Source organism: Streptococcus sanguinis, assembly GCF_019929145.1.
Taxonomy (GTDB): Bacteria; Bacillota; Bacilli; order Lactobacillales; family Streptococcaceae; genus Streptococcus; species Streptococcus sanguinis_U.
This window is the reverse complement of the sequence record NZ_JAHZOW010000002.1, coordinates 38,134-59,837: the sequence shown is the minus strand read 5'-3', so window position 1 is coordinate 59,837 and position 21,704 is coordinate 38,134. Positions and strand designations below refer to the sequence as shown.

Below are 21,704 nucleotides of genomic sequence, written 5' to 3'. Positions count from 1 at the left end.
CCTTTATCCTTCAACTTCTTAGCCAAGTCAGGCTTTAGATGACGAAGGATTTATTGATGATTTTATTGTACAGAATATGGAACCGGTTTCATATTGTCAAATGTCATTTTGCCCAGATGACATTTGTTAGGAAAAATATGACAATTGTCATATTGGTCTAGGCAGCTGTACTTTTTTCTGACTTAATTAGCAATAAAAAAGAAAGCAGATTATTTTCCGCTTTCTATTTCTCTTTGAATGCTCGGCAAGGCACTGTCAATCTCTTGATTCTGCATAGCATTTTGAATCAGATAGTCCATCCGGTCCATTGTATGACGGTCTACTTCAAGACTGATGTCAATGATGGAGCGATTCATCATATGGTCTAACCTCTCAGAAGTCAAGGAATCCAAGCCAAAATCATCGGCCTGTAAGATTTCTCTAGCCTGTTGACTTTTCACCACAGATGGCAAGACTGAGGTCCCCTGCGATTTTTCAAACAAGGCCTGCTGGCTTTCTTTGTCCTGTGACAGCAAGAGCATAAATTCCCAAGCCAGCTTCTCTTGCTTGGTATTGGAAGACATGGCAAAGAGCGAAGTCTTAACCTGTGTTCCCATCACCTGGCTATTGGCTGTCGGCATCGGGATACAGGTCCAAGAAAAGCTAGAATACTTGGCAACATGGTATGGGTAGGGCTTGTAGGTCCGATACTGAGCCAGACTCATAGGATAGAAGGCCACCCGCCCCTCATCAAAGTCATTAGAAGTCACCTTATAATGCTGGCTGAGCATGTCTAGCTTGCTCATAAAGGCCAAGGCTTGGTGCATCTCTGAACTGTCTACATTGATACCGGATTTATCGATAAGGTGGCCGCCATAAGCTACCAGAGCCTGCTGCCAAGTGTAATCCGTAATACCGTACTGATCCACCACACCATCGCCATTGGTATCCTTGGTTACTTTCTTGCAAATCGCATAGAAATCCGCCAGGGTCCAACCTGACTCAGGAATGCTAATCCCTTCTTTTTCAAGCAGGTCTTTATTGACACACATCATGATAGGATTGCTCTCAACTGGAAGAGCATAGCTGACTCCCTGATATCGCCCAGCTTCATAAGCCACCGGATAAAAAGCCTTTCGTTCATCATCCGTTAGGAGGGTATCCAAGGATTTAAGCGCGCCAGTCGAAGCCAACATGCTAAAGTCGTTTTCCGGTACCATAAAGAGATCCGGCTGCTCGCCTTTCAAGACTTGCTCTGCCAGCCAGTCAGCGTAATCATCCTTGGGAATACCGCTTTCATAGACGACCTTGACATGAGGATGCGTCTTTTCAAATTTTTTAATCAGGCTGTCCAAGACCTTGTTTTCCCGGCTGTTAGGCACATCCCAGCTAGAGCCAGCATAGACCCCGATACGCAGGACTTTTTCCTGAGCTGAGGCCCAAAAGACAAAAGCCAAAGCAACAGATATAATCAGGACAACCAGTAGGGCCAAATGTCTCAGTCTCCACTTCATTTGTCGCTTTCCTTACTAAAATCTCTCTGGGTGACTCCGGTCTGCACAGCCCAGATAGCCAGCTGGGTTCGATCGCGCAAGTTGAGCTTAGCTAGGATGCCTGACAGGTAATTTCGGACTGTCCCTTCTGATAGAAAGAGCTTGGCTGCAATTTCTTTATTAGAAATCCCGAAGCCAATCTGCTGGATAATCTTCCACTCCGTCCGGCTCATGTCCTCTATATTTTCCTCCGTCACTGTAATAGCAAAATTGGACTGGGCCATCTGTGAAAAGATTTTGAAGACCTTGGTGGCAATATTGGGATTGATCATAGCTCCGCCTCGATAGACTGTCTGAATGGCTTCGTGAAGTTCTTCTGTCGAAACCCCTTTGAGAATATAACCAGATGCACCGTATTTGAGAGCGGAGAAGATAAATTCATCGTCATCAAAGGTCGTCAGAATGATAATCTTAACATCCGGATACTGCTCTTTGACAGCCTTAGTACAGAGAACACCGTCCATGACTGGCATGCGAATATCCATCAGAATCACATCTGGGCGTACCCGATGAAGCTTTTCCAGCACTTCCTTGCCGTCTCCGACCGTCCCGACCACCTCAATATCTGCGTGGGCTGACAGGATGATTTGCAGAGACTCGCGAATCAAGGCCTGATCGTCTGCTATTAAAACCTTAATCATGTCTTCCTCCTATTTTTGGGATTTCGATATGCGTGTAGAAACCGTCCCGATTTTCAAATCGGACGCTTCCGCCAATAATCATTAGACGCTCCTGCATCTGCTTGAGGCCATAGCCATAGTGGAGTTCATCAAAGCCAATACCATCATCCTGAATGGTCATTACATAAGCTTCTTCTTCCTCTAGTAGCTCAATCCAGATAGTCTTGGCATGCCCATGGCGGACAGAGTTGGTAATAGACTCTTGAATCACCCGAAATACAATGTCTTCCTTGGCAATATCCAAGTCAATATTATCCCATTCGTAGCGGAGATGAATCTCCAAATTAGAGATGGCTTCATACTCACTGATAATCTTAATCAGAGCTTCCTTCAAAGTGTTATTTTCCAGAGCTCCCGGTCGCATCTTATTGAGCGAGCCGCGAACATCACGGATACCATCTCGAACGACGACTGAAACATTATTGAGCTGCTCCTTAGCCCGATTGGTATCAATATCAACCAAGACCTTGACCGCATCAATACCCGCCGAAATTCCCGTCAGGGCATGGCCCAATGTATCGTGAATCTCTCTGGCAATCCGCTTTCGCTCTCGATCTTCTGCTATTTTCTCAGACAAGGCCAGATAAGAATTCAACTCGCGATTGGCCTGAGAAGCCATGCGCAGCTCTTCCTCAATCCGATGACGCTCTGTAATAGCCGACAAGATATAGAAGAGCAAGGAAATCATAAAGACAACGATATTGAGGGAGTAGAGGAAGTTCTTGCCAAAAAGCAGCAACAACCGGACGGACTCTGGGTAAAACCGAATATAGGTATCTAGAGAAGGCAACTTGATAAAGAGCGACATGAGGTCATAGTTGGACAAGAGCAGCATGCCAAAGCTCAAAATAATGAAAGAAAACCAATACTTCTTGTCCTTGGAAGAATTGAACTCCTTAGAGCCATAGAAAATATCCGCAAACACCAAGAGAATCAAGCCATTGTAGGACGAATGCAAGACGGAAAAGATGACCAGCATGAGCAGGATTTCAATAATGGTCGCTTTGTCATAGACGGACAGCTGATTGGGGTGGCGCTCCCGATAGTACATGACCAAAAGCAGACAGGCATACAGACTAATTGATACCCAGAAAATCAAGCTAGGAGAGCCGGGAATAGCATCCAAACGCTCCAAAAGCGAGTGACTGAAGTCCTTAGCTGCTACATAGTTGGTCGCAAAGAGATAGATGGACGCATTATAGACAATGGCAACCAAATTGATGACCATCAAGGCTATTTTGCTGTAAAATATACTTTTTTGAGGTCTCATTATTGCCACCCTGTAACTGTGTATTGACTGATATTATCCCTATTAACCAGATGAACTGGAATCAGGTATTGGCTGTCGTAGGATTTCCCCTCCTGCATCAGCTCAATTACCTGTGCCACCTTGCGTCCCATCTGAATGGGCGATTGGGCCACAGTTCCCTCTATATCGCTAGTCGTAGCCAGAAAGTTTTTGATATCTGGTGAACCATCCACGCCATAGATTGAGATTTTCTTATCAAGACCTTGATTTTTAATAGCAGCCAAGGCCCCGATGGCTGCTCGGTCATTAAGCGCCATGACCACATTGAAGTCCAAACCTTCGTCTAGAGCCCCTTTGACCTGTGGCATGGTTTCCTCAGTCTGGCCTAGTGTTTCTTTCTGGGAAATAATCTTGTAGCTAGGCTGTTTTTCAATCGTATCAATAAATCCCTGAATCCGGTCCATGGCAGAGACGGCATTGCGGTGCTCTAGAAGGAGAATATTGGCAGAAGGCCGACGCTTCATCATGTCCTGGGCAATCAGGACGCCTGCTTGGTAGTTATCAGACACAATGGTCGTATCCACTTTTACATCCTGACTGATAGGCGCATCCACTACGATAATTTTAATCCCAGCTTTCTTGGCCTTTTGAAGAGAGGAAATAATACTTGGACTATTGCTTTTTACCGGATTGATGACAATGACATCAACCTTTTCTCGGACAAAAAAGTCAATCTGCTGGCTCTGCTTGCCCTCATCCAGCTCAGGATCCCGAACGTAGAGCCTGCTGCCCTGCTGGTTGGTTTTCTTCTCCAGCTCCGCATTTAAGGTCTTGTAAAAGTCATTGTTCATGGTCATATAGGTCACCCCGATCTTGACCTGCTTCTCATCTGGCAGAACGCCCTTGAAATAAACAAAAAGCAAACTCAAGATAAGCAGAATGAAAAGCGGCCAGAGAGCCTTTTTCTGATAATGCTGTATCCGTTTTTTGACCTTAGCTGATACCATTTTTCACCCCCTATGCCGTAAGCGCCTTTATGAAACATATAGGATTATTATATTACAAAGCCGCCAAAAAGCAAAATCTTTCCAGAAATGACTATAATAAAAGAGGCGAGACAGAATCTAAAAAATCCATGATTTTTGATTCTTGGTCCCACCTCGGTAATCATAATTAAACTTTTAAAAGCTTGATAGAAATAGACTTTCAGTCAAACAGATCTTGCATCCTGCAAAACTGAATGATGATTTTTGGGCGCAAGGTCATTTCCCAGTCTTTACTTCTTGCTTAAAAGGGAAGTTCCTCTTCTTCCAATACTAAATCTGCCAAATCAGCTCCGCTATTATTTTCACGCAGAGCGCGCTGAGCCCGACTTTCCAGAAGCTGGAAGCTATGACAGAGTACCTCTGTCACATAATGAGTCGCCCCCTCCTTCTCATAGCGACGAGTCCGTAGCTCACCATCCAGAGAAATCAAGCTGCCCTTACTTGCATAGCTGGCTAAAGTCTCAGCTAGACGCCCCCAGACAATCACATTTACAAAATCCGCCTCACGCTCACCACTCTGAGATTTATAACGACGATTAACCGCGACTGTTGCACGAGCCACAGATTTTTCATTCGCAGTCTTGTGCAGTTCAGGCGTAGCCGTCAGCCGGCCGATTACAATTACTTTATTATACATTTTATATCCTCCTAACTTATCATTCGTAATAGGAGGCAAAAAGTGAAAAAAATATGGTATAGTATAGATAAAAAGGAAAATTGCAGCTTTTTGTCCCTTTCTGACTAGACTTGTATAATGGAGGCTCCGATGACCATTAAACATTCCCCTGTGAAAAATCTTCTTTTTATCCTGATTTCTCTGTGGTTCGGTAAGCTTTTTCTATGACAGAAAAATGAGTAAGAAGCAGATTCATTATACTCATCATTGTGTTAGATTGATTTTTCATCTGTTAATTATTTATTTTCTCTACCATTAGCATGAGATAGATTTATAACGCTAAATTTATTACTATAAAAAAGAGCGAAACGACTACACAAATCGATTCGCTCTATTTTATATTTCGATTGCTATAGGATACCTCGCCTATTTCTGAGCTTTTTATGATGTTGAATCCTTATTTTTATCCCTGCCAATGTTTGGCTGGGTCAAAGGCAGTTCCAACTAGTTCACTATCGGCTAATTCAATGATGCCGCGTTTTTGAGGCGCATTAGGCAGCTGAAGTTCCCGTGGGCTGCACATCATACCAAAACTCCTTTCGCCTCGAAGTTCTCCCGGAAAAATCAAATTCCCTTTAGGCATCATAGCACCTGGCAGAGCCACAATCGTTTTGAGGCCGACTTTGGCATTAGGAGCGCCAGCCACGATTTGAACGGTCTTATCAGCAGCTACCTGCACTTGGCAGATATTCAGGTGATCACTATCTGGATGAGCTACCATATCAACAATTTCTCCAACCACAAACTTCGGCTGGCTGTCATTAACCAAGTCCGCTGGGAAGCCTTCCTTGCTCAGCTCCTGATTGAGAATAGCCACTTGCTCATCTGTCAAAAAGACCTGTCCGCACTCTGCAATTTCAAAAAGGTCTGACTGCTCAAAAATATTCCAACCAACAGTCTGGCCATTATCTTCGCGGTAAACACGCGCTACCCGTCCCTTGCGCTCAGCTGCCAGTTTAGCTCCTTGATTGTCCGCAGCAATAATCATCAGCACGTCGCCGACATGTTCTTTATTATAGGTAAAAATCATTTTACGCTCCCTTTTTCTCTCATACTCGCTAAAAATTCATTGATTTGGCCCTTGGTCTTGCGGTCACGATTGACCAGACGGCCAATCTCCTGTCCCTTTTCCAGCACTACTAAACTGGGAATCCCGTATACGTCCCACTCTTTGGCCAGATCCAGATAGGCATCACGGTCCACTTGGATAAAGCGATAGTCAGGATTTTCCGCTTCTATCTCTGGCAGAAAAGGTTTGATAAATCGGCAATCTCCGCACCAGTCAGCCGTGAAAAAGAAGACAGTCTTCTCCCCATCATTTACATAAGAAGCCAATTCCTCTAAATTCACAGGAAAAATCATGCTTCTTCCTCGTAGCTTAGCTGACCATTTTCATAGACAAAGGCAAAATGACGGTCGTCCTCTAGGACCAGACCACCAACCAAGCGTTCATCTGTGGACTCGTAGAGCTTGACATAAAGGCAGGAAATAGTACCCTGACTGGAAAAGAAATCTCGCACAAGCTCGACGATTTCCTCCCGATTACGCAGTCGTTTCTGCTCCTGTACGACTTTGGCTGCTCCAAAAGCCAGCGCTCCAGCCCCCAAAAGGGCGGTTGTGGTTAAAATGATTTTTTTAGCTTTCATGTAGAATATTTTAACACAAAAGAGCAGAGGCGACAAACAATATTCCAGATTTTCCTGAGAGAAGCTGGATTCCTAAGCGGGCAGTCCTCTTGATTCATACAAGCTATAAGATTTCCCTACTCATTTACCGTAAAAAGTGATAAAATAGGGGGCAGAAAGAAGGTAAGTTTATGACAACATTATTTTCAAAAATCAAGGAAGTAACCGAGCTTTCTGCTATTTCAGGTCACGAGACGCCTGTTCGCAGCTACCTGCGGGAAAAAATCACTCCCCATGTCGATGAGGTCGTCACCGACGGTCTGGGCGGTATCTTTGGGGTACGCCATGCAGAAGCTGAAAATGCTCCCCGTGTATTGGTAGCGGCCCACATGGACGAGGTTGGCTTCATGGTCAGCGAGATCAAAACTGACGGGACCTTCCGCGTAGTGGAAATCGGCGGCTGGAACCCGCTGGTCGTGAGCAGTCAACGCTTCAAACTCTTTACCCGTGAAGATCGGGAAATCCCTCTTATCTCAGGCTCTGTCCCTCCTCATCTGACGCGCGGATCTGGCGGACCAGTTATGCCACAGATTGCAGATATTGTCTTTGACGGCGGCTTTGCGGATAAGGCGGAAGCTGAAAGCTACGGCATCCGTCCAGGAGACACGATTGTGCCAGACAGCTCTGCCATTCTCACAGCTAACGGGAAAAATATCATCTCCAAAGCCTGGGACAATCGCTACGGTGTCCTTATGGTCAGCGAATTGACTCAAGCCTTGTCTGGTCAACCACTAGGCAACCAACTCTATGTCGGCGCCAATGTTCAAGAAGAGGTGGGCCTGCGTGGTGCCCATGCTTCAACAACAAAATTTGCCCCTGAGGTCTTTCTGGCTGTGGACTGCTCCCCAGCAGGCGACATCTATGGCGGTCAAGGTGCCATCGGCGACGGAACCTTGATTCGCTTCTTCGACCCTGGTCATCTCATGCTGCCAGCTATGAAAGACTTCCTCTTGACAACTGCTGAGGAAGCTGGCATCAAGTATCAATACTACTGCGGCAAGGGCGGAACGGATGCTGGTGCTGCCCATCTCCAAAGCGGCGGCGTACCATCTACTACCATTGGTGTCTGCGCCCGCTACATCCATTCTCACCAAACTCTCTATGCCATGGACGATTTCCTGCAAGCCCAAGCTTTCCTGCAAGCTTTGGTCAAAAAGCTGGATCGCTCAACAGTGGACACGATTACCAACTATTAATTGAAAAGGCAGCCCGTTCTTCATTCGGGCTGCTATCTCTTTTGTCTGATACTTCCCCTTTCAACTTTCCAATTTGAAGAAAATTTTGTTATAATGCTTAGCAGAGGTGAAAATATACATGAAAAAAATTGCTTTTGATTCTGACAAATACTTAAACCTGCAGCGCGACCATATCTTGGAGCGCATTAATCAATTTGAGGGCAAATTGTACATGGAATTCGGCGGTAAAATGCTGGAAGACTTCCATGCTGCCCGCGTCCTGCCAGGCTATGAGCCAGACAATAAAATCAGACTGCTCAAAGAACTCAAAGACCAAGTAGAAATTGTCATTGCTATCAATGCCAACAACATTGAGCACTCTAAGGCGCGTGGTGATTTGGGCATTTCCTATGATCAGGAAGTGCTGCGACTAATTGATACTTTTAACGAGCTGGATATTTATGTAGGCTCAGTGGTCATCACCCAGTATTCCGGTCAGCCGGCAGCTGATCTCTTCCGCAGCCAGCTGGAAAAGAATGGTATCGCCTCCTACATCCACTACCCGATTAAGGGCTACCCGACTGACATGGACCATATCATCTCACCTGAAGGTATGGGGAAAAACGACTACATCAAAACCAGCCGTAATTTAGTCGTTGTGACCGCACCTGGTCCTGGTTCTGGTAAATTGGCTACTTGCTTGTCCAACATGTATCATGACCAAATCAATGGCATCAAATCAGGCTACGCCAAGTTTGAAACCTTCCCAGTTTGGAATCTGCCCCTGCACCATCCGGTCAATTTAGCTTATGAGGCAGCGACGGCAGACCTGGACGATGTCAACATGATTGATCCATTCCACCTGCAAACCTATGGTAAGACTACAGTCAACTACAATCGTGATATTGAAATTTTCCCAGTCCTCAAGCGTATGCTGGAGCGCATCCTAGGCAAATCACCTTATGCTTCTCCAACGGATATGGGCGTCAACATGGTCGGCTTTGCCATTGTAGACAATGATGCAGCTATCGAGGCATCCCAACAGGAAATCATCCGTCGCTACTACCAGACGATTCTGGACTTCAAGGCAGAGCGCGTTTCTGAATCTGCTGTCAAGAAAATCGAACTCTTGATGAATGACCTGGGCATCACACCCCTGGACCGTAAGGTAACAGTTGCTGCGCGTGCCAAGGCTGAAAGCACTGGTGAGCCAGCTCTGGCCTTGGAATTACCAAACGGTGAAATCGTAACTGGTAAAACCTCTGAACTCTTTGGTCCTACGGCAGCTGTCTTGATTAATGCCATTAAGAAATTAGCCAATATTGCCAAAGAGACCAAACTGATTGAGCCTGAGTATGTCAAGCCAATCCAAGGCCTGAAAATCAATCATCTGGGCAGCCGCAATCCTCGCCTCCACTCAAACGAAATCTTGATGGCTCTGGCAATCACAGCCATGGAAAATCAAGATGCGGCAAATGCCATGCAGCAACTCGGCAATCTCAAGGGCAGCGAGGCCCACTCCACTGTCACTCTGACAGACGAAGACAAAAACGTCCTGCGTAAGTTGGGCATCCATGTAACCATGGACCCCGTTTACCAGTATGATCGACTCTATAGAAAATAAAAACAAGCTCTGTTAAAAGCTTGTTTAGAAAGCTGGCGTCGCCAGCTTTTTTCTTAATAACGCTTAGATAGGAGAAAACGCAAGAGATAGTAAAGTCCCAAAACCAGGATAATGGTCAAGGTCAGAAACTGATTGAGACTTAAAATGATTGGGAAAACCATAGACAAAACGCTCAAGCATGCTGCCAGCAGCAAAAGGATATTAAAAAGCAAAGTACGAGTCTTTTCGTCAATCATGCGATTGCGCTCATCAGTCACCTGAATGTAGAGCTTTTCAAAATTTTCCTCCCGTCTTAGGGCCAGATTATACCGAATGGTCATCAAAGTAAGCCCCAGCAGGATGCCGACCATGACTCCTTCCTGCTGATCATCCAGAGAATGAAAGTGGCTCCAGGCCAGTCCTACCAAGATGATAAAAGTTAAGATTCGCCCCACGATAACTTTCCTTTGAAGTTTTTTCCGAAATTCTTGTTTAGTTAATGTTTCCATGTCAGCCTCCTATTTTTCATAAGCTTGAAAAATTTTTAACATCACCACAATCAGGAATATTCCCACAAAAGGCAGGATTTCCTTAGGGATAAAATCGGCTTGCAAATGGAGATAAAACAAACCAACAACCACCAAAATAGCCAATATCCATTTACACAAATAAGTCCATTTCATGATTCATCCTCCTCAAAGAGAAACACTTCTTCAATCCTTAAATTGAAAAAGGATGCAATTTTATGAGCCAAAAGCAGTGAGGCATTGTAGCGGCCTTTTTCCAAAGAAATAATCGTTTGTCTCGTGACCTCTAGCTTCTCAGCCAGCTCCTCCTGGCTGAGCTTTTTTCTTTTTCGTAATTCTTGAATTCGATTTTCCAAGGCTGCCTCCTTTCCATAATGTAAAACAACCTTTACTCTTTAAATACAGTATAGCTCGCTTTACATCTCTTGTCAAGAAGAATGCGGCAAAAAAGAGGCTGGGACAAAAGTCCTAGCCTCTCAATTGTCTTTGGATTGTCGAGCAAGACGCAGTGGTTGAGTGGGCTCTACTACGCTGATTTCATCAGCTTTTACAGCCCTACTCAACTGTGCGGAGGTGGGACGACGAAATCGAATTCTAACGAATTACCGATTTCTGTCCCACTCTCTTTTATCATCTTTATTGATTTCCTTTGTTATTTGCCTTTTAAAGCTACAGTCAACTCGACACAGGCTCCTCCTTGGTCTGGATTGAGCAGGGTCAGACGACCACCATGCAAGAGAGCCACCTGCTTAGAAAAGGCTAAGCCGATACCATGATGTGGATTAGCTGAATTGCGGCTTTGGTCACTCTGGTAAAAGAGCTGTTCCGCTCCCAGCAGCATCTCCTCTGAAAATGCATGGCCATTGTTCCAGATAGCAAAAACTAACTGGTCCTGCTGCACTGATACCGTTAGCTTGACTTCCTTTTGGTCCTGGTCAGCATGTTCAAGCGCATTCAGTAAAATATTGAGCAAAGCTCGTTTGAGATAGTCCAAATGAATTGACAAAATCAGACTAAGATCACAATCTTCTTGGAGATAAAAACGATAGCTTTCCTGTTTGCTGAACAGTGCCCAATCGTCCTGGAGATAAGCCAAAAAGTCCCCTAAGGAAAGCTGACTGAACTGATTAGAATCAATCTGAAAAGTCTTAGCATAATCAATCAAAGAGCCACAATACTCTTCCATCTTGTGACTAGCCTGCAAAATCTCAGCAGCATAGTCTGCCTGTGGCTGGCCCAACTGCGCCAACTCCAAGAGCTCAGCATTCCCCTTAATCACAGTTAGGGGCGTCTTCAAATCGTGCGATGTCGCTGATAGCTGTAAAATCAACTCCTGATTATGCTTCTGCTCTTTTTCTAGAAGACGAGCATTTTCTTGGTGGCTGCTCCGTAAATCACTATAGACTTCTAGCATTTCCTCAATCCGAAAAAGCTGGCTTTGATTTTCTTCTAAAAGCTTCTCGCTCGTTAGCATTTTTATTTCCCTGTCGATTTTTCGGAGCAATTTCAAAATATGATAAAAAGTAATCAGCAGCAAGCTCCCTGCCCAAAAGAACAAGGTGAAAAGAACGTGATTACTTCCTTGCGTAAATTCATAGCCTATAAGTACAAAAATCAAAACATGAAAGAAGACGATTTTTAAACTGGTTGTCCAGACTAGGCTTTTGAAATTTCGGGTTCTAATTGCCATCTATAGCCTACTCCTCTCACTGTTGCGATTGCTTGCAGCCCTTCTTGTTTGCATTTTTGGCGAATCTGATATACGTATTCTGAAATAGAGCGAAGCTGTGTTTCTGAGCTTTCTGGGTAAAGCAAGGTATGCAGGCGTTCAGCTGAAAAGGTCTGCTTGGGATTGCTAGCTAGTAAATGTAGCAACTTAAACTCTCGCTCTGAAAATTTCAAGACTTTACCAAAACAGGCAACTTCATAGCGCTCTGGATAAAATTGACAAGAAGCAATTGCAGAATATCGCTCCTCACGTCTTTCCTCCCGACGAAGATGAGCTCTGACACGCGCCAGCAATTCTTTGGTCCCAAAAGGTTTGACAATATAGTCATCTGCCCCACGAAAGAGCCCTTCCACCTTGTCCGCCTCCAACTCCTTAGCCGTCAGAAAGATGATGGGACACGAAAGATGAGGACGAATGTAGGAGCACAGCTCAAAACCATTAACAGGCTCCATCATCACATCTAGCAAAATCAAGTCATATCCGACAAAATTCGTCAGCTCTAGCTCTTCTATCCGATCAAGCGTCGTCACATCATAAGCATCGAGCTCTAGGACGTTTTTCACCAGCTTCAAAATGCTCCGGTCGTCATCAACCACCAAAATACGATACTGTCTCATAATTTCCATTATAGCATACCTCTAGCGAACATCTCGTTTCAAGCTTAAGAATATAGCAGAGCTCCAAACCAAAGCTAGCCAGAACAGCTGTATCCCCAGACCTGATAAATCTATTGAATGCTGAAGCCCTTCATACTCAAAGAGATTTAGGGTAGCCAGATCGGGCAGGTATTTTGCTTCCTTGATGAACGTTGCCAACAAACGACTGAGACCAATCAAGAGAGGAAAGAGCACTGACACCGGCACAACCCAAGATTGAAATAGCAAAGCGAGGCCGGCAGTTAAAAAAGCCAGAAAAAGATTGCTGAGAAGACCAAAAGAGCTGTAATAAAGGAATTTCCCCAGTAAGGACCAGCTAAAGTCTAGGTCAAAACGAGCCAGCATAACAAGGAAACAGCTGCCTATCATGATACTATAGAGGATCAAGAGCAGCAAGAACAGAAAAAGGAATTTCCCAGCCAACCAAGTCTTTCTATTTGATACGGTTAGAAAATTCGTTCGCATCCCAGACTTGACAAACTCCTGGGCAAAATAGAGGGAAGTAAAGATGACAATGACAGGCTGCGCCAGATAGAGGGCATGCAAAACCTCGCTCAGAGCCTTCGTTTGGCCAACTGCTGTCTGACTGTAGTCAAGATTCATTAGAAAAAATGGAACAGCTACCAGAGCCACCAAGGCTGCACCAAGAGCGAGATAGTAAGAACGGAACTTAATCCATTCACTTTTAAGCAGAGCTATTATCATCAGTATCGCCCTCCTAAATCCGTCTTCAAAAAGCGCAGAGAGGCCATGCCGCCGATGACTAGCAACCATGCACCAAGTATCAACAGTCCTTGCAAGGGATTGTTGGCATATTGGGAAGTTGGCGTTGCAGCAAACAACTCTCCTGCTGGCTGTGGCAAATAAGCCCCCCAACTCGTGTGAGCAGCTAGGTAGTTTCCCAGATTATAGATCTGTGGTACGAGAAAAAGCAGAGGAACCAGCATGGTCCTAGCCAATAAACCTAACAAAAATGAAAGGATTCCTAATAAGGTTAGAGATAAGGTTTTCCACAAAATCAAACTCCAAGCTGCCTGATTGAGCAGAATCGGATCAAGCCCTTCTTTTCCTAAAGCCAAGTGCATGACAATATAGCTCAAATAAATGGATAACAAGCTAATGATGAGTGAAAACAAACCAAAGGTCAATATTTCCCCCACAAGCAACTTCAGGCGGTTATTACAGGTCAAAAGACTGGTTCTCAAGCTATGAGACTGAAATTCCATAGCGCCCAAAATTCCAGCTAAGATGACCAAAACCATGCCTGCCATAGAGGCACCATTGAGGCCTAGATATTCCAGCGGGTCAATGGCTTCTGCCAGACTGGGAACCGTCTCAGGTGTGGCATCCAAGCCGACAGATAAATACTGTCGGCCCTCCAGCCAGGATACGGCAGGCACCAATAGCAGCATGAAAGCCATACTCACTTTGAAAGCCTTGGTTGAGCAAATTTTCAACCATTCTGAATGCAATAAGGACATCGTTTCTTTCATCTTAAACCTCCTCTGTCAAATCAAAGAAGAGATCTTCTAGACTGTCTGAATCTTGCAGCACCTCTTCCAATTGTCCCTGCTCAATAATTCGCCCATGATGAATCAAGACTACATCATCTGTCACCATTTGCACCTCTGATAGGATATGAGAAGATAGAAGTACCGTTTTCCCTAAATCAGCCTGCTGACGGATGAACTTTCTAAACCACTTAATCCCACTTGGATCTAGTCCATTAGTCGGCTCATCTAATATAAGAAACTGAGGATCACCCAGCAAAGCTGCTGCCAAACCCAAGCGTTGACCTTCCCCCAGAGACAGGCTTGACAAGAGGTCCTTTCTCTTATGAGCGATTCCAGTCATCTCTAAAACCTCATTGATCCGAGACTTGGGAATAGCATTACTCGCCGCAATAATCCTCAGGTGGTCATAGACCTTTCGATTTGGCAAACCGCCAATGCCGTCAAAGGCTGCACCTACCGTTCTGAGCGGATAGGTCATTGACTGATAGGTTTGCCCATCAAAAGTCGCAGTACCAGACGTTGCTCGATCTAACCCCAAGAGAATCCTCAAGGTCGAACTTTTCCCTGCACCATTTGGACCCAGAAAAGCTGTAATCCGCCCGCTTCTAGCTGTAAAAGAAATATCTTCTAAAATCTGCTTGCTGCCATGCTTTTTGCAGACTCCTTCTATTTTCACTATATGTTCCATATTGAACTCCTTTTGATTTTTCTTTAGTATACAGGGGCAAGTTCAGAGAAAGTTCAGACAATGAAAAAACTTGCCTTGCGACAAGCTTCTTTTCTCATTTTTCAACCGCATCCCAGAGCTGGCGGATGCTTTTTTTCTGCACGGGGTCGACAAAGTGTGGGGCGATTTCCACCAGAGATTGCAAGACAAAAGCTCGCTCAGCCACATAAGGATGAGGAACAATCAAGTCCGGACTGTATAGCTCTTCCTGTCCTATGTAAAGAATATCCAGATCAATCACACGAGGTCCCCATTTGATCTCCCGCACGCGCCCTAGATCCGCTTCGATAGCCAAGAGCGTCTGCATTAACTCCTCAGGATTGAGCCAAGTCTCAATTTCAACAACTTGATTGAGAAACGGATCCTGCTCAACGCCACCCCAAGGCTCTGTCTGGATACGGCTTGATGCCTGCAACATTCTTATATTTTGCTCGGCCATTTTTTCCAGAGCCGCATCCAGATTGGCAGCTGGGCTGCCTTGATTGCTTCCCAGAGCGATAAAGGCTTTCCGCTTTTGACGCACTAGCTTGACTGAGCAGGTCTCTAAAGGCAGCGGCACCGGTGCCCAAGGCTTCTTGACCTCCAAGCTAACCTTTTGCACCAAAGGATGAGTCAGAAAAATCCGATCAATCAGCTTGTAAGCCAGCGTCTCAATCAAGTCTTCCTTGCTTTCCTGACACCAGTGGGTCAAATCCTGAGCCAATTCTCCATAGTGGATAGAAGCTGTCAGGTCGCCTGTTTTGGCAGCCCGAGTCATATCATAGTCCAAAATCAGATCCAGCACAAAACGCTGGCCCAATTCCTTCTCCGCTCCAAACAGACCGTGATAAGCATACACTTCCAAATCCTTAATGCGCAGCTGATCCATTCTCTTATCCTTTCTGATTCAAGTTTCTGCATTTTATCCTTGATAAAACTATCTAGCCTTTCCTGACATGCTCCACCACTGATAAGATCAATGCCCCATCAGTTTGTAAGCTTCATTTTTTAGATCCTTGTCCGTCGCTAAAATGCCACGCGCCGCTGTAGTAACCGTTGCAGTGCCGGGCTTTCTGACTCCTCGCATATTCATACACATATGCTCAGCTTCCACCCAGACCAGGGCCCCTTGAGCACCCAGATAGTCCATCAAGGCCTCAGCAATCTCTACGGTCAATCGCTCTTGAATCTGCGGTTTCTTGGCATAGACCTCTACCGTTCGGGCCAGCTTGGACAGGCCTGCTACCCGACCATTAGGCACATAGGCGATATGAACTTTTCCGTAAAATGGCAGGAAGTGATGCTCACACATGGAATGAAAGAAAATATCCTTCTCCACTACCATATTATTGTCAATGATTTCAAAAGACTTGGCCAGATGCTCCTCAGCAGTCTCACCCAGCCCAGCAAAGATTTCCTGATACATTTTAGCAATGCGCTGTGGCGTCTCCTGCAAACCTTCGCGGCTTCCGTCTTCTCCAACCGCCTCAATAATCTGGGCAACAGCTGCTTCAATTTTCTTCGTGTCCATATATGCTCCTATGTTCATTTTTATTTTTGGATAACTGACTTGACTGAGAAGGACGCTCAGCAAAGTCTAACTCGCGATTCTCAAGGATTGATTTTCTAACCTGAGCCAGAAAATAAAGAGAACCCGTAATCAGCAAAAGCTCATCCGGCTCATGCTCTACTGCTAAATAATCTGATAAATAATCCGGCCATTCTTTGTAAGACAGACCTTGCTGCTCAGCCAAGGCTTGCATGCTCTCTTTAGAAAAACTCCGCGGATCAGCAAAGGCTGTCAAGCTTATAGCTGCTTTGGGAATCTTTTGCAGCAGCTCCACCATATCATCCAAGGCTTTGGTTTGGATACAAGCAAATAAAATGTGCTTTCTATACGTCGGATAATGCTGATCCAATGTCGCTGCTAGCGACCGCAGGGCATGAGGATTATGGGCTCCATCCAGAAGGATGAGCGGCTGCTCCAATATTCTTTCCAAACGCCCAGGCCACTCAGCAGCAAGCAAGGCCCTCTCAACCTCTGCTTTTGTCAATAAGGTCAGCGACTGTAGCTGACAGTATAGGTCGCACAAGTGCAGGGCTAGTCCAGCATTATCTGCCTGATGCAGTCCCATCAGAGCTGTTTGATACGAGTCTTTGGCCCGATAGGCATTCGAAAAGGAAAAGCACTCCCCCTCCTCTGACTCTTGAGGTTCCACTTGATAAGCTTGAGACCAAGAAAAGAGCGGAGCATCTTTTTCAGCAGCCTTTTGCTCGACTACTGCCAGAGCCTCTGGCTCCAACCTACCGTTCACAATGGGAACTCCATGCTTGATAATGCCAGCTTTCTGCTGGGCAATAGCCTCTAGACTGTCACCCAGCAAGGCCACATGATCCAAACCAACTGTCGTGATAGCAGTCAGTAAGGGCTGACAGACATTGGTACTATCCAAAAGCCCACCCATGCCGACCTCGACAATAGCCACATCAACTTGCCGCTGGGCAAAATAATCATAAGCTAGAGCAGTTACAATCTCAAACTCAGTCACCCCCTGCAAGCCAGAGCCAGTCGCATGCTGGGCTAAGAGGTCTTGATAAAGGCTCAGCAATCGCTGAAGGTCTTGGTCGGAAATCGCATTGCCATTGATAGCAATCTGCTCATTGTAGCTGACTAGATAAGGAGAGGTGAAGGTGCCAACCCGCAAGCCTCGCACTTCCAAGAGTTGGCGCAGATGGGCAATGGTCGAGCCCTTGCCATTAGTCCCTGCAATATGAATGACTGGCAGCCGCAAATGCGGATTCCCACGCAACTCCAGCAAACGCTCCATCCGCTCCAAGCCAAAATTGGGGCTGGCCGTCCGATAAGCTTCCAGCCAACTTAAATCAGGTAATTCTTGTTTTTTCATCTTACTTATACTGACCTAGATTGAGATCTTCTGTCTGCTGCGCTAGACGAATCGCATCGCCAACAGCAGCAGCCATCCGGTGCTTAGCCACTTCGTGCACTCTGACAACTTCAACACCTCTGCTAGCCGCAAGGCTAGTCAGATGGGCTGAAGCTGTATCACGGTTTTCAAAGCCTTCCTGAGTCTCAGGATTGACCTCAAAGCCGTTTTCTTCTAAGATACTAACGAGAAACCGCTTACGAGAAACCCCAAGAAAAATAGGAAAACCAGCCTGATGGAGACTATCCAGCTCCTGCAAAAGGAGCAGATTCTCCCGCTTGGTTAAACCGAAACCAATCCCTGGATCCAGCATGATATTATCACGCGAAAGACCAGCATGTTCCGCCACCTTCAAAGATTTCTCAAAACACTTCCACATCAGTTCTGCAATCGGCAGCTCTGCAAAAAGAGATAACTCTTCCTTGCTAAAAGCAGGAGTAAAGCCAAATTCTGGGAAAATCCGTGAGCTGGCATGTTGAGGACGAGCCATCACTGGATTAAACATGACAATGACTGGCGCGCCATATTTCGCAGCCGTCTCCGCCATCTTTTCATCACCCAAGAGACCAGTAATATCGTTGATAATATCTGCACCCGCAGCCAGAGCTGCTGCAGCCACTTCCGACTTCCAAGTGTCCACAGAAATCACAATATCACTTTCCCGACGAATAGCTTCAATGACCGGCACCACCCGCTCTATCTCTTCTTGAATAGCCACAAAATGACTGCCTGGCCGAGTAGACTCACCACCAATATCCAGCATGTGAGCTCCCTCAGCAATCAGCTTTCTAGCCTGAGCCAATGCCGTCTCAACCGTATTGTAGCGCCCACCATCTGAAAAGGAATCCGGCGTCGCATTGATAATACCACAGAGGCCTGTTCGGCCATCTGGAGCAATTGCTTTTAGATTCACCATTTGACTTTCATCTCATTTCTATCGACTGCCCTGCTCTTCAACAAAAAAGGCACACTCATCTAGTGTACCGCAAAGCTCTCAGCAGATGCAGCATCCAGTCCTATGAACTGCACTCGACTTCACAAGAAGACCTTATCTAGTCCCTTGTTTCATTTACCATTTTACCATAATTCTTCTATTTGACAAAACACTTTCTAAAAGCAAAAGGGTAAAAGGCTGAGAATAATCATATTTCTGAGAATATGGGCCAGCATAGACAGCTCCAAACGCTGAAAATAAGGCCTGAGGAGATGGGCAAAGACTAGTCCCAAAACCAGATAAGACAGAAAACACAGAGTTTCCTGAGGATTTTTCGCAAGGGAAAAGCAGAGCAAACCTAGTGCAATCCCCCAGCTCTTCCGATAGCGAAGGGAGAAGGCCCTGTCAATAAATTTCGGTGCTGCAGGGGATAAAACAGCGATGTCAATCCCCAGAAGCAAAAGAGAAGATGACAGAAAACTCTCCGTCAGCATCTGCTCCACCGCCTGTCCTGACTGCACCTCCTTGCCACACAGCAGAAGAACCCCCGCAGCATTGACCAAAATCATCAAAAAATACAAGAAAAGCAAGTGTCGATAGTTGCTTGACTGACGCAGAGAACCTTTGATTTCCTGAAGTTCTCTGGAAAAATAAAAGGCGCAACAAAAAAGCAATCCCAGCAAGCCCACCATAAAAAGCAGATTAGCCTGACTAAAGACCAAGCGATGAGGCATTGGATGAAGCATGAGCAGCAGTCCCGTCTGAGTCAACATAGCCAGTAGTAACAATTGAATGATTTTCTCTAGTTTCAGCATATTCTCTCCATTCTTCTCTTATCATTATAGAAGAAGTAAGAGCAAGCTGGTAGAAATCCCCTCAAATGTCCTAATTTGTGCCTCAAATGACAAAAAAAGCAGATATTCTCTGCTTTCTTACTTGTTCACCAAACCTGTCAGTATCATAATGAGTACTGCAACTCCATTTCTCAGCATGTGTGCCAAAATAGACATTTCTAAACGCTTAAATATGTAAGCAACCGCAGCTAAAACAGCACCCATACCTGCATATATAACAAAACTGCCGATATTGGTCGGACCATGGAAAAGACCGAAAAGAATGACTCCTACAACCAATCCCCAAACATAATGCTTGGTAAAAATCTTCTGAGGAATCAAGCCGCGAAAGACTACTTCCTCCAAGATAGGAGCCTGAATCACAGCACCTACCACTAATAAAATCTTGGGTACATGCTGAAATAAAGCATTCAAGGCATCCTGATTAGCAGTAGAAATGGCCTGACCTTCCAGCAGCATGATAATTGCTCCCAGCATGTTGACGCCAATCATGGCAACATTAGAAACAGCTAACCAGCCAAACGAAGACCATTTAAAAAAGCTAAAGTCAAGGCTCAGCAGTTCTTCTTGCTTAGCCATTCTCAGAACAAAAAAGATAATCAAAAGATATACAACCAGCACAAAGATAGTCTGTCCAGCTGAAAAATTCTTTTCAGAAGCAGTCATCTGCCGGATAAATATAAATGGTATCTGGCTGAGAAATAAGACAAACAGAGTCAGTAGGATGTACTCTAATTTTTTTAGAATTGCTTTCATATCTTCCTCCTTTTCCTTCCTAGTATAGCTCAATTTTCTCTTTTTGTATAGACAACTCTTAATTGCAAGCATTTTGTATATCAAGTATTGAGAACAAGTGCTGATAGTGACTATGAGATCGAATCGCTCAGTTTATTCCAAAGTCAAAGACCAAGAATTTTTTTCTTAAAGCATACAAAAAGCCCAGTCAAACTGAGCTTTTGAATTTTTTGATTTATTGATTTTTGAAGCGTTCAACATCACGCGCAATGACCAACTCTTCGTCAGTTGGGATAACCAAGACTTTGACCTTGGCATCAGGACTGGAAATCACGCCTTCTGCACCATGTACATTCTTTTCTGGGTCTACGTTACAGCCAAACCAAGAAATGCCATTAATAACCAGTTCACGAATGGTCACAGAATTTTCACCGATTCCTGCGGTAAAGATGATAGCATCAGCTCCATTTAAAACAGCAAGATACTGACCAATGTATTTCTGAATCCGATCGACAAAAATATCGTTGGCTAATTGAGCCTTGGCATCACCTGCCCGCATTGCCTCATGAATATCGCGCATATCACTAGACTTCTCAGAAACTCCCAGCAGGCCAGACTCACGGTTCAAGACACGACTAATATCTTCTGGAGTATTAAAGTCGTCTGTGTATTGCATCAGGTAAGGAATGATGGCAGGGTCGATATCCCCTGTACGCGTTCCCATCATGACGCCGCCAAGTGGTGTGAATCCCATAGAGGTATCTACAGAAACGCCCTTGTCTACTGCTGTGATAGAAGCTCCGTTACCAATGTGGCAAGTGATAAGTTTGAGTTCTTCAATCGGACGTCCCAAAATTTTAGCAGCTTCCTTGGCTACATACTCATGGCTGGTACCGTGAGCTCCGTACTTGCGGACCTTGTTTTCAGTGTAATATTTAGTCGGAATCGGATAGCGATAAGCTTTTTCCGGCATAGTTGTATGGAAAGAGGTGTCAAAGACTACCACGCTGGTAATGTCTGGCAGAATTTCTCTAAAAGCACGGATGCCTGCAGCATTGGCTGGATTATGCAATGGAGCTAGAAGAGACAACTCCTCTACCTTTTGAATCACTTCTTCATCAACGAGGGCTGAATCCTTAAAGTGTTCACCGCCAGCCACAACACGATGGCCCACACCGGTAATTTCATCATAAGATTCGATGATATTAAAACGTTTCAAATCATCCAGCAAAATTTTTACGGCCTGCGTGTGATCTGCAATATCAAGAACCTGCTTTTCTGAACGACCATCAAATTTCACTGTTGAAATAGAATCCTTGAGACCAATCCGTTCCAGCAAGCCCTTAGCCAATACTTTTTCTTCCGGCATCAGATAGAGCTGCCATTTTAAGCTTGAGCTTCCTGCATTAATAGAAATTGTTTTCGACATTTCTTCACCTCTTTAAGCGTTTTCAAAAT

Annotated in this window: 25 protein-coding genes; 2 read left to right on the top strand and 23 right to left on the bottom strand. The window is 45.1% G+C overall.

The genetic code is table 11. The features are described from left to right. Window positions 1-209: 209 nt before the first annotated feature. The 8 genes from K1I94_RS06050 to K1I94_RS06015 all read right to left on the bottom strand — a co-directional run bounded on the left by K1I94_RS06050 (window position 210) and on the right by K1I94_RS06015 (window position 6,829). Window positions 210-1,493: an ABC transporter substrate-binding protein gene (locus tag K1I94_RS06050; protein ID WP_223314747.1), complete on the bottom strand. Its 1,284-nt coding sequence runs from the start codon at window positions 1,491-1,493 to the stop codon at window positions 210-212. Continuing rightward, window positions 1,490-2,173, bottom strand: a complete 684-nt coding sequence (locus tag K1I94_RS06045; protein ID WP_002896732.1) for a response regulator transcription factor — start codon at window positions 2,171-2,173, stop codon at window positions 1,490-1,492. The genes K1I94_RS06050 and K1I94_RS06045 overlap by 4 nt, the downstream gene beginning before the upstream one ends. Next, window positions 2,166-3,482 carry a sensor histidine kinase gene (locus K1I94_RS06040; protein ID WP_223314746.1) on the bottom strand — a complete coding sequence of 439 codons (1,317 nt, stop codon included), beginning with the start codon at window positions 3,480-3,482 and terminating at the stop codon, window positions 2,166-2,168. Before K1I94_RS06040 ends, K1I94_RS06045 begins: the two co-directional genes overlap by 8 nt. Next, a complete protein-coding gene (locus K1I94_RS06035) occupies window positions 3,482-4,468 on the bottom strand; it encodes a substrate-binding domain-containing protein (protein ID WP_223314745.1) in 987 nt (328 codons plus the stop codon). The genes K1I94_RS06040 and K1I94_RS06035 overlap by 1 nt, the downstream gene beginning before the upstream one ends. 280 nt (window positions 4,469-4,748) lie before the next feature. Then, the gene (locus K1I94_RS06030; RefSeq protein WP_223314744.1) at window positions 4,749-5,144 is read right to left on the bottom strand and encodes a single-stranded DNA-binding protein; all 396 of its coding nucleotides are present in this window, start codon (window positions 5,142-5,144) and stop codon (window positions 4,749-4,751) included. Window positions 5,145-5,586: 442 nt separating this feature from the next. After that, window positions 5,587-6,213 carry a YtpR family tRNA-binding protein gene (ytpR, locus tag K1I94_RS06025; protein WP_002907426.1) on the bottom strand — a complete coding sequence of 209 codons (627 nt, stop codon included), beginning with the start codon at window positions 6,211-6,213 and terminating at the stop codon, window positions 5,587-5,589. After that, window positions 6,210-6,545 (bottom strand): thioredoxin family protein, encoded by a 336-nt coding sequence (locus K1I94_RS06020; RefSeq protein ID WP_002907427.1) that lies wholly within the window; start codon window positions 6,543-6,545, stop codon window positions 6,210-6,212. The genes ytpR and K1I94_RS06020 overlap by 4 nt, the downstream gene beginning before the upstream one ends. Next, entirely contained in the window at window positions 6,542-6,829 is a 288-nt protein-coding gene (locus K1I94_RS06015; protein ID WP_002907428.1) for a DUF4651 domain-containing protein, read from the bottom strand. The genes K1I94_RS06020 and K1I94_RS06015 overlap by 4 nt, the downstream gene beginning before the upstream one ends. A 170-nt stretch (window positions 6,830-6,999) precedes the next feature. On the opposite strand from K1I94_RS06015, the gene pepA reads away from it, so the two are divergent. Together pepA and K1I94_RS06005 are read left to right on the top strand one after the other, a co-directional pair. Further along, window positions 7,000-8,064: a glutamyl aminopeptidase gene (pepA, locus tag K1I94_RS06010; protein WP_223314743.1), complete on the top strand. Its 1,065-nt coding sequence runs from the start codon at window positions 7,000-7,002 to the stop codon at window positions 8,062-8,064. A 118-nt stretch (window positions 8,065-8,182) separates the two neighbouring features. Continuing rightward, the gene (locus tag K1I94_RS06005) at window positions 8,183-9,667 is read left to right on the top strand and encodes a DUF1846 domain-containing protein (RefSeq protein ID WP_125438538.1); all 1,485 of its coding nucleotides are present in this window, start codon (window positions 8,183-8,185) and stop codon (window positions 9,665-9,667) included. Window positions 9,668-9,720: 53 nt separating this feature from the next. Here K1I94_RS06005 and K1I94_RS06000 read toward each other — a convergent pair whose 3' ends face one another. The 15 genes from K1I94_RS06000 to K1I94_RS05930 all read right to left on the bottom strand — a co-directional run bounded on the left by K1I94_RS06000 (window position 9,721) and on the right by K1I94_RS05930 (window position 21,675). Further along, window positions 9,721-10,155 carry a hypothetical protein gene (locus tag K1I94_RS06000; RefSeq protein WP_223314742.1) on the bottom strand — a complete coding sequence of 145 codons (435 nt, stop codon included), beginning with the start codon at window positions 10,153-10,155 and terminating at the stop codon, window positions 9,721-9,723. A gap of 9 nt (window positions 10,156-10,164) precedes the next feature. After that, a complete protein-coding gene (locus K1I94_RS05995; protein ID WP_223314741.1) occupies window positions 10,165-10,329 on the bottom strand; it encodes a hypothetical protein in 165 nt (54 codons plus the stop codon). Then, on the bottom strand, window positions 10,326-10,529 hold the full coding sequence (locus K1I94_RS05990; RefSeq protein ID WP_002896748.1) for a helix-turn-helix transcriptional regulator: 204 nt from the start codon (window positions 10,527-10,529) through the stop codon (window positions 10,326-10,328). The genes K1I94_RS05995 and K1I94_RS05990 overlap by 4 nt, the downstream gene beginning before the upstream one ends. A gap of 296 nt (window positions 10,530-10,825) precedes the next feature. Continuing rightward, window positions 10,826-11,863 carry a sensor histidine kinase gene (locus K1I94_RS05985; RefSeq protein WP_223314740.1) on the bottom strand — a complete coding sequence of 346 codons (1,038 nt, stop codon included), beginning with the start codon at window positions 11,861-11,863 and terminating at the stop codon, window positions 10,826-10,828. Continuing rightward, on the bottom strand, window positions 11,830-12,528 hold the full coding sequence (locus K1I94_RS05980; protein ID WP_223314739.1) for a response regulator transcription factor: 699 nt from the start codon (window positions 12,526-12,528) through the stop codon (window positions 11,830-11,832). Before K1I94_RS05980 ends, K1I94_RS05985 begins: the two co-directional genes overlap by 34 nt. A gap of 12 nt (window positions 12,529-12,540) precedes the next feature. Further along, a complete protein-coding gene (locus K1I94_RS05975) occupies window positions 12,541-13,263 on the bottom strand; it encodes a hypothetical protein (RefSeq protein WP_002914476.1) in 723 nt (240 codons plus the stop codon). After that, a complete protein-coding gene (locus tag K1I94_RS05970; protein ID WP_223314738.1) occupies window positions 13,263-14,051 on the bottom strand; it encodes a lantibiotic ABC transporter permease in 789 nt (262 codons plus the stop codon). Before K1I94_RS05970 ends, K1I94_RS05975 begins: the two co-directional genes overlap by 1 nt. Window position 14,052: 1 nt before the next feature. Then, on the bottom strand, window positions 14,053-14,760 hold the full coding sequence (locus K1I94_RS05965) for an ABC transporter ATP-binding protein (RefSeq protein WP_223314737.1): 708 nt from the start codon (window positions 14,758-14,760) through the stop codon (window positions 14,053-14,055). A gap of 94 nt (window positions 14,761-14,854) precedes the next feature. Continuing rightward, the gene (gene folK, locus K1I94_RS05960) at window positions 14,855-15,667 is read right to left on the bottom strand and encodes a 2-amino-4-hydroxy-6-hydroxymethyldihydropteridine diphosphokinase (RefSeq protein WP_002903580.1); all 813 of its coding nucleotides are present in this window, start codon (window positions 15,665-15,667) and stop codon (window positions 14,855-14,857) included. Between the two features lie 87 nt (window positions 15,668-15,754). Further along, window positions 15,755-16,309 carry a GTP cyclohydrolase I FolE gene (folE, locus tag K1I94_RS05955; RefSeq protein WP_002903492.1) on the bottom strand — a complete coding sequence of 185 codons (555 nt, stop codon included), beginning with the start codon at window positions 16,307-16,309 and terminating at the stop codon, window positions 15,755-15,757. Then, window positions 16,290-17,684, bottom strand: coding sequence for a bifunctional folylpolyglutamate synthase/dihydrofolate synthase (locus K1I94_RS05950; protein ID WP_223314736.1), 1,395 nt, complete (start codon window positions 17,682-17,684; stop codon window positions 16,290-16,292). The genes folE and K1I94_RS05950 overlap by 20 nt, the downstream gene beginning before the upstream one ends. A gap of 1 nt (window position 17,685) precedes the next feature. Next, window positions 17,686-18,639 carry a dihydropteroate synthase gene (folP, locus tag K1I94_RS05945; RefSeq protein WP_223314735.1) on the bottom strand — a complete coding sequence of 318 codons (954 nt, stop codon included), beginning with the start codon at window positions 18,637-18,639 and terminating at the stop codon, window positions 17,686-17,688. 194 nt (window positions 18,640-18,833) lie between these two features. Next, the gene (locus K1I94_RS05940) at window positions 18,834-19,472 is read right to left on the bottom strand and encodes a CPBP family glutamic-type intramembrane protease (RefSeq protein ID WP_223314734.1); all 639 of its coding nucleotides are present in this window, start codon (window positions 19,470-19,472) and stop codon (window positions 18,834-18,836) included. Window positions 19,473-19,589: 117 nt separating this feature from the next. After that, window positions 19,590-20,339 (bottom strand): CPBP family intramembrane glutamic endopeptidase, encoded by a 750-nt coding sequence (locus K1I94_RS05935; protein WP_223314733.1) that lies wholly within the window; start codon window positions 20,337-20,339, stop codon window positions 19,590-19,592. Between the two features lie 142 nt (window positions 20,340-20,481). Continuing rightward, window positions 20,482-21,675 carry an acetate kinase gene (locus tag K1I94_RS05930; protein ID WP_223314732.1) on the bottom strand — a complete coding sequence of 398 codons (1,194 nt, stop codon included), beginning with the start codon at window positions 21,673-21,675 and terminating at the stop codon, window positions 20,482-20,484. Window positions 21,676-21,704 lie beyond the last annotated feature (29 nt).

Excerpts from the sequence above, each read along its gene's own strand:
- K1I94_RS06050 (WP_223314747.1), bottom strand. The coding sequence starts at position 1,493 with ATGAAGTGGAGACTGAGACATTTGGCCCTACTGGTTGTCCTGATTATA.
- K1I94_RS06045 (WP_002896732.1), bottom strand. The coding sequence starts at position 2,173 with ATGATTAAGGTTTTAATAGCAGACGATCAGGCCTTGATTCGCGAGTCT.
- K1I94_RS06040 (WP_223314746.1), bottom strand. The coding sequence starts at position 3,482 with ATGAGACCTCAAAAAAGTATATTTTACAGCAAAATAGCCTTGATGGTC.
- K1I94_RS06035 (WP_223314745.1), bottom strand. The coding sequence starts at position 4,468 with ATGGTATCAGCTAAGGTCAAAAAACGGATACAGCATTATCAGAAAAAG.
- K1I94_RS06030 (WP_223314744.1), bottom strand. The coding sequence starts at position 5,144 with ATGTATAATAAAGTAATTGTAATCGGCCGGCTGACGGCTACGCCTGAA.
- ytpR (WP_002907426.1), bottom strand. The coding sequence starts at position 6,213 with ATGATTTTTACCTATAATAAAGAACATGTCGGCGACGTGCTGATGATT.
- K1I94_RS06020 (WP_002907427.1), bottom strand. The coding sequence starts at position 6,545 with ATGATTTTTCCTGTGAATTTAGAGGAATTGGCTTCTTATGTAAATGAT.
- K1I94_RS06015 (WP_002907428.1), bottom strand. The coding sequence starts at position 6,829 with ATGAAAGCTAAAAAAATCATTTTAACCACAACCGCCCTTTTGGGGGCT.
- pepA (WP_223314743.1), top strand. The coding sequence starts at position 7,000 with ATGACAACATTATTTTCAAAAATCAAGGAAGTAACCGAGCTTTCTGCT.
- K1I94_RS06005 (WP_125438538.1), top strand. The coding sequence starts at position 8,183 with ATGAAAAAAATTGCTTTTGATTCTGACAAATACTTAAACCTGCAGCGC.
- K1I94_RS06000 (WP_223314742.1), bottom strand. The coding sequence starts at position 10,155 with ATGGAAACATTAACTAAACAAGAATTTCGGAAAAAACTTCAAAGGAAA.
- K1I94_RS05995 (WP_223314741.1), bottom strand. The coding sequence starts at position 10,329 with ATGAAATGGACTTATTTGTGTAAATGGATATTGGCTATTTTGGTGGTT.
- K1I94_RS05985 (WP_223314740.1), bottom strand. The coding sequence starts at position 11,863 with ATGGCAATTAGAACCCGAAATTTCAAAAGCCTAGTCTGGACAACCAGT.
- K1I94_RS05980 (WP_223314739.1), bottom strand. The coding sequence starts at position 12,528 with ATGGAAATTATGAGACAGTATCGTATTTTGGTGGTTGATGACGACCGG.
- K1I94_RS05975 (WP_002914476.1), bottom strand. The coding sequence starts at position 13,263 with ATGATAATAGCTCTGCTTAAAAGTGAATGGATTAAGTTCCGTTCTTAC.
- K1I94_RS05970 (WP_223314738.1), bottom strand. The coding sequence starts at position 14,051 with ATGAAAGAAACGATGTCCTTATTGCATTCAGAATGGTTGAAAATTTGC.
- K1I94_RS05965 (WP_223314737.1), bottom strand. The coding sequence starts at position 14,760 with ATGGAACATATAGTGAAAATAGAAGGAGTCTGCAAAAAGCATGGCAGC.
- folK (WP_002903580.1), bottom strand. The coding sequence starts at position 15,667 with ATGGATCAGCTGCGCATTAAGGATTTGGAAGTGTATGCTTATCACGGT.
- folE (WP_002903492.1), bottom strand. The coding sequence starts at position 16,309 with ATGGACACGAAGAAAATTGAAGCAGCTGTTGCCCAGATTATTGAGGCG.
- K1I94_RS05950 (WP_223314736.1), bottom strand. The coding sequence starts at position 17,684 with ATGAAAAAACAAGAATTACCTGATTTAAGTTGGCTGGAAGCTTATCGG.
- folP (WP_223314735.1), bottom strand. The coding sequence starts at position 18,639 with ATGGTGAATCTAAAAGCAATTGCTCCAGATGGCCGAACAGGCCTCTGT.
- K1I94_RS05940 (WP_223314734.1), bottom strand. The coding sequence starts at position 19,472 with ATGCTGAAACTAGAGAAAATCATTCAATTGTTACTACTGGCTATGTTG.
- K1I94_RS05935 (WP_223314733.1), bottom strand. The coding sequence starts at position 20,339 with ATGCTTGCAATTAAGAGTTGTCTATACAAAAAGAGAAAATTGAGCTAT.
- K1I94_RS05930 (WP_223314732.1), bottom strand. The coding sequence starts at position 21,675 with ATGTCGAAAACAATTTCTATTAATGCAGGAAGCTCAAGCTTAAAATGG.